At 70.7% G+C, this 5,488-nt stretch carries 7 protein-coding genes; 3 read left to right on the forward strand and 4 right to left on the reverse strand.

Annotated features, from left to right (window positions below; genetic code table 11):
- Nucleotides 1-1,313: bifunctional adenosylcobinamide kinase/adenosylcobinamide-phosphate guanylyltransferase (locus tag ACFXMF_RS46495; RefSeq protein WP_380021271.1), on the reverse strand; the 1,313-nt coding region annotated here is incomplete at its 3' end.
- 94 nt (nt 1,314-1,407) lie between these two features.
- On the opposite strand from ACFXMF_RS46495, the gene ACFXMF_RS46500 reads away from it, so the two are divergent.
- Nucleotides 1,408-1,614, forward strand: a complete 207-nt coding sequence (locus tag ACFXMF_RS46500; RefSeq protein ID WP_360304907.1) for a hypothetical protein — start codon at nt 1,408-1,410, stop codon at nt 1,612-1,614.
- A gap of 67 nt (nt 1,615-1,681) precedes the next feature.
- Here ACFXMF_RS46500 and ACFXMF_RS46505 read toward each other — a convergent pair whose 3' ends face one another.
- The 3 genes from ACFXMF_RS46505 to ACFXMF_RS46515 all read right to left on the reverse strand — a co-directional run bounded on the left by ACFXMF_RS46505 (nt 1,682) and on the right by ACFXMF_RS46515 (nt 4,135).
- Nucleotides 1,682-2,680 (reverse strand): aldo/keto reductase family protein, encoded by a 999-nt coding sequence (locus ACFXMF_RS46505; RefSeq protein WP_360304909.1) that lies wholly within the window; start codon nt 2,678-2,680, stop codon nt 1,682-1,684.
- Between the two features lie 82 nt (nt 2,681-2,762).
- The gene (locus ACFXMF_RS46510; protein WP_360304911.1) at nt 2,763-3,533 is read right to left on the reverse strand and encodes a methyltransferase domain-containing protein; all 771 of its coding nucleotides are present in this window, start codon (nt 3,531-3,533) and stop codon (nt 2,763-2,765) included.
- Complete coding sequence (locus tag ACFXMF_RS46515) at nt 3,530-4,135, reverse strand: DUF3043 domain-containing protein (RefSeq protein WP_360304913.1); 606 nt, start codon at nt 4,133-4,135, stop codon at nt 3,530-3,532. The genes ACFXMF_RS46510 and ACFXMF_RS46515 overlap by 4 nt, the downstream gene beginning before the upstream one ends.
- Before the next feature lie 199 nt (nt 4,136-4,334).
- Here ACFXMF_RS46515 and ACFXMF_RS46520 point away from each other — a divergent pair, with 199 nt between their 5' ends.
- Nucleotides 4,335-5,093: a PspA/IM30 family protein gene (locus ACFXMF_RS46520; RefSeq protein ID WP_360305453.1), complete on the forward strand. Its 759-nt coding sequence runs from the start codon at nt 4,335-4,337 to the stop codon at nt 5,091-5,093.
- Nucleotides 5,090-5,383 carry a hypothetical protein gene (locus ACFXMF_RS46525; protein WP_360304915.1) on the forward strand — a complete coding sequence of 98 codons (294 nt, stop codon included), beginning with the start codon at nt 5,090-5,092 and terminating at the stop codon, nt 5,381-5,383. Before ACFXMF_RS46520 ends, ACFXMF_RS46525 begins: the two co-directional genes overlap by 4 nt.
- The last annotated feature ends 105 nt before the right edge of the window (nt 5,384-5,488 follow it).

The following is a 5,488-nucleotide window of genomic DNA, read 5'->3' on the forward strand; positions in this document are numbered from 1 at the left end:
GCGCACGCCCACGGTGACCTCGGGCTGGGGAGGCTGCGCAGGGTGAGCACCTGGCCGGCGACGACCAGCAGCACCTCGTCGGATTCGCCGGCGATGGTGGCGTTGAGTCGGCCGAGTTCGTCGCGGAAGCGGCGGCCGGCCGGCGTCGGGGGCACCACGCCGCTGCCCACCTCGTTGCTGACGCCGACCACCGGGACCCGGCAGGCTCGCCACGCGGCGGCCAGGGCGGCGATGTCGGCCCGGACCGCCTCGCGCCCGCCCGCCGCCCACCGCGCGTCGTCCCACGCGCCGTGCGTGTCCATCACCGCGGTCAGCCACAACGACAGGCAGTCCACCAGGAGCGGCTGCCGGGCCTCGGCGAGCAGCCGGGTCAGCTCGACCGTCTCGGCGGTGTGCCAGGTGTCCGGGCGTCGATCGCGGTGCAGCGCGATCCGCTCGGCCCATTCGGGATCGTCCTCGCGGGTGCCGCCGGTCGCCACGTAGAGCACGTCGGGGCAGGCCGCCAGGCGCCGTTCGGCCTCCGCCGACTTGCCCGAGCGGGCGCCGCCCAGGACCAGCGTGCGATGCGGGCGCGGTGAGGGCGAGGCGTCCGCGCCGACCCGGACCAGGCCGCCGTCGGGCACCGCACGGGCGCCCCACGCGGCCAGCCGACGGTGCAGTTCCTCGCCCGGCGGCGACTCGTGCGACAGGTGTATCGCGAGTACGTCGGTGTCCTCGGTGACCGCACCGTCGCGGCGCAGCGTGGCCAGCCGCTCCGGCCACGAGACCACGTCCAGGAGCACCACGTCGTAGTGCCCGCCCTCGCGCGTCCAGGCCCGGACCGCCTCGGCCTCGGGTGGCAGCGTCGAGGGCGGCGCGTACAGCAGACGCGTCCCGTCGGTGCCGGTGACCTCGTACGCGACGCGGCCGGGTGTACCGCCGGGCAACACCCGTATGCGGTGCCCGTCCAGGTCGAGGGTGTCCTCCTCGGCCACCTGCCGCCACTGCGGTCCGCCCGCCGAGGGCGCGGGCAGCCAGGCCGGTGGTCCGGACGGCGCGATCACCTCGACCAGCCCGGCGGCGGGCAGCCAGGCCAGCGGCGCGGACTCGGCCGGACCGCTCAGGAGCAGTCTCCGCACCCCGGTCAGCGGGTGTCCGGCCCGTGCGGCCGCGTGCGCGGGTTCGGGCCCGCAGTCGAGCAGCAGCGTGCCGTCGAGCAGCACGCACGCGGGTCCGCGCACCACGGGACCGGTGCACCCCAGACAGGAGGCACAGGTGCAGAACGGCTGGGGCCAGCCCTTGGGACCGGCCGTGCCGAGCAGCGTCAGCTCCATGGGTGTCGTCGTGCTCCTGGCTATGAGGTGGTCGGGCTTGATCTACTGTGCAGGTCTTTATGACGGTCCGAGATCCCGAGGTGAGGAGCCCGACATGTCGTGGGTGTGGCGGTACGAGGACGCGAACGGTGCCCCGGTCGACGGACCGCAGGCAGAGGACTTCACGAACCAGTCGGACGCGGAGAGCTGGCTCGGCGAGATCTGGAAGGACCTGCTCGCGGCCGGCATCGAACAGGTGAGCCTGCTCGAGGACGACGCCGTCGTGTACGAGCACATGAGCCTGCGCGCCGCCGAGGGCTGATCCCTCCCGCGACCGAGCATGCGAGAGGCGCGGCCGAGGCCGCGCCTCTCATCATCCCAAGCGACCGCTACGGGCGAGTGGTCGGGCTCAGGGTGAGCGCCGGATCGCGGTTGACCACCGGGTCCAGGAGCACGTCGATCCGGGTCAGCAGGCTCTCGTCGAGCTTGACGCCGGCCGCCTTGACGTTCTCGTGCACCTGCTCCGGACGGGACGCGCCGATGATCGCCGCCGACACGTTCGGGTTCTGCAGCACCCACGCGACGGCGAGCTGGGCGAGCGAGAGCCCGGCCTCCTCCGCCAGCGGGCGCAACTGCTGCACCCGGGTGAGCACGTCGTCGGTGAGCATCCGGGAGACGAAGTCCTGGCCGCCCTTGTCGTCGGTGGCGCGCGATCCGGCCGGCGGCGGCTGCCCGGGCAGGTACTTGCCGGTGAGCACGCCCTGGGCGATCGGCGACCAGACGATCTGGCCCAGCCCCAGCTCCTCGGAGGCCGGCACCACCTCGGCCTCGATCACCCGCCACAACATCGAGTACTGCGGCTGGTTGGAGATCAGCGGCACCCGCAGCTCGCGGGCGAGTTCGGCGCCGGCGCGGATCTGCTCGGCGTTCCACTCGGAGACGCCGATGTAGAGCGCCTTGCCGGAGCGGACCACGTCGGCGAAGGCCAGCATGGTCTCTTCCAACGGGGTCGCGTAGTCGTAGCGGTGTGCCTGGTAGAGATCCACGTAGTCGGTGCCCAGCCGGGACAGCGAACCGTCGATCGACTCCAGGATGTGCTTGCGCGACAGACCCCGGTCGTTGCGACCGGGGCCGGTGGGCCAGTAGACCTTGGTGAAGATCTCCAGGCCCTCGCGGCGCTCACCCTTCAGCGCCCGTCCCAGCACCGATTCCGCCCGCGTTTCCGCGTAGACGTCGGCGGTGTCGAAGGTGGTGATCCCGCAGTCGAGCGCGGCCCGCACACACGCGAGCGCCGCGTCCTCCTCCACCTGGGAGCCGTGGGTGAGCCAGTTGCCGTACGCGATCGCGCTGATCTCGAGACCGCTGCGGCCGAGGTGTCGGAATTCCATGCGAACACCCTATGTCGGACGCCTCACGCGACGACGGCGGCATCACCACTCACACGGCTCCCATCGCGACGGCGGGTGCGGCTCAGCGCACCGTCTTCTCGCCGACCACGTGCAGGACCGGCGCGATCAACCGATACGGGTCGCGGCGGGACGCGTCCTCCTCGCAGGCGAGCAGGTTCGTCCATGCCTTCTGGCCGCGCGGCGGCTCGGCGTCGTCCGGCTGGAGACCGCTGAAGACGCCCACCCCGTACCAGTCCAGCACCGGCGCGCCCAGGTCGGCGAGCACCGTGCACAGGCCCTCGACGGTGTCCGCGCGCAACGTGCCGCCGGCCGGGTTGGGATACGTGGTCGCGGACAGGCCCTTGAGCGTCGCGGTCCACTGGGCCGCGGCGCCCGCGCGCATCGCCAACGAACCGGCGTTGCGCGAGGTGACCGAGATCAGCCCGCCCTGGGTCATCATCCGGGCCAGCGCGGCGAGCATGCCGTCCGGCTCGGGCTGGGCCTCCAGCACGTCGTGGCAGATGGCCAGGTCGAAGCTGCCCGGCGGGAAGTGCCGGCCGGCCTCGGCGCCGTCGCCCTCGACCAGGCGCATTCGCCCCTGCACATCCGAACTCTCGTGGACCAGATCCTCGTGCAGCTTGGTGAGCACGTCGGTATCGGTGTTCACCGAGGTGACGATGTGTCCGGCGCGGGCGAGCAGTATGCCGGGCGAGGCCGGTCCGCAGCCGACGTCCAGCACCCGCAGCGGGCCCCGGTCGCGCAGTCGCGTCATGTGCTCGGCCAATTGACGGGCCACCAATTCGCGACGGACCTGGGTGTGCAGGTCGCCGGTCAGCCCGGTGATCGTGGTCATGTGACCTTCTCGCCTCGTTTGACCTGCGGCTTGGGCAGCCGCAGCCGACGGAGCTGGAGACTGCGCATCAGCGCGTAGGGCGTGACGCCCTTGAGGTTCTCCTTGGGGAACTTCGCCCGCAACGCCTTCTTCAGGCCCAGGTTGACCCGGATGGAGTCCAGGATGATCAGCAGGATCACCGCGATCCACAGGAAGAGCGAGAAGTTCTTCACCGCGAGGCTGGGCAGGATGCTCAGGATCAGGATGATCACGGCCGAGGGCAGGAAGAACTCGCCCACCGTGTAGCGCGCGTCGACGTAGTCGCGGGCGAACCGGCGCAGCGGCCCCCGGTCGCGGGCCGGCAGCGCCCGCTCGTCGCCGGTCAGCAGTGCCTGGCGCTGCGTCTCGCGCTCCTCGCGCATCCGCATCCGGGCCTGCTTGCGCGCCTGCTTGGGGTCCTTGGAGACGGACACCTTGGTCTTGCGGTTGGCCTGGGCGTCGCTGCGCTTGGGCGTCGGACGGCCCTTGGGGGCCTGGGGGTCACGGACGGCCTGCGAACCCTGGAGACGCTCCAGGGACTGCTCGGCGGTCTCGGGCTCTGCTTGGGAACGTCGTCGGAACACGCTCAAAGCCTACGTGTTCGAGCCGGTGGACATTTCAAGGCTCCCCGGATCCGGTGCGACCCGGATGCGGAACTCTCACGGGCGGGAACACGTCAAGTGAGGCAAAGCCCTGCTGCCACAAGGTCGCTTGGGCATTTAGGCTTCAGGGAGCAGCACGGGTTGCCTACGAAGGGGGCACGCGAGGCCCATGAGCGGTGTAATGAAGCGAATGGCGATGATCTTCCGCGCGAAGGCCAACAAGGCCCTCGACAAGGCCGAGGATCCGCGCGAGATGCTCGACTACTCGTACCAGAAGCAACTTGAGCTGTTGCAGAAGGTGCGCCGGGGCGTGGCCGATGTGGCCACCTCCCGCAAGCGGCTCGAATTGCAGATGACCGGTCTGCAACAGCAGTCGGGCAAGCTCGAGGACCAGGGCCGCAAGGCGCTGGCGCTCGGTCGCGAGGATCTGGCCCGCGAGGCGCTCATGCGCCGCTCGGGTGTGCAGCAGCAGATCTCGGACCTCGGTACCCAACACCAGAACCTCCAGGCGGAGGAGGAGAAGCTCGTCCTGGCCTCGCAGCGACTGCAGGCCAAGGTGGACGCGTTCCGTACCCGCAAGGAGACCATCAAGGCGACCTACACGGCCGCCGAGGCCCAGGCGCGGATCGGCGGCGCGGTCGCCGGCATCTCCGAGGAGATGGGCGACGTCGGACTCGCGATCCAGCGGGCCGAGGACAAGACCGCGCAGATGCAGGCCCGGGCGGGCGCGATCGACGAGTTGCTCGCCTCGGGCGCGCTCGACGACCCGACCGGGATGGCGAAGGACGACATCACCGCCGAGCTGGAGCGTTTGTCCAGTACGTCGGACGTGGAACTGGAGCTGGAGCGGATGAAGGCCGAGCTCTCCGGTGGCACCCCGCCGCCGGCGATCGGTCCCGGACAGCCCCGGCCGCGTTTCGACAAGGGAGACGGCACATGATCGTGCGGATCGTGGGTGAGGGCCAGCTCGACGTCGCGGCGGAGCATCTGGATGTGCTCAACCGCTTCGACGACGAGCTTCAGGTCGCGATCGAGGGTGGCGACGACGCCGCCTTCCGCGCGGCCTTGGATGCGCTCCTGTCCAAGGTCCGCGAGGTCGGCATCTCGGTGCCGAATGACGAGATCGTGCCCTCGGACCTGCTGTTGCCGGCCGGGGACGCGCATGTGGACGAGGTCAGGGAGATGCTCGGCGTGGACGGACTGGTCCCGGGGCGCCCCGGGACCACCTGACGCGTATCCGCTCTTCCGTGCTGCGTGTGGGCGGTGTGCCCCGGGGCTCCCAGTCTCTTATAAACAACAGACGCAGCCCACCACTACAGAAGTGTAGATATCGGT

This window comes from Embleya sp. NPDC059213 (assembly GCF_042754445.1).
In the GTDB taxonomy this organism is placed as follows: domain Bacteria; phylum Actinomycetota; class Actinomycetes; order Streptomycetales; family Streptomycetaceae; genus Embleya.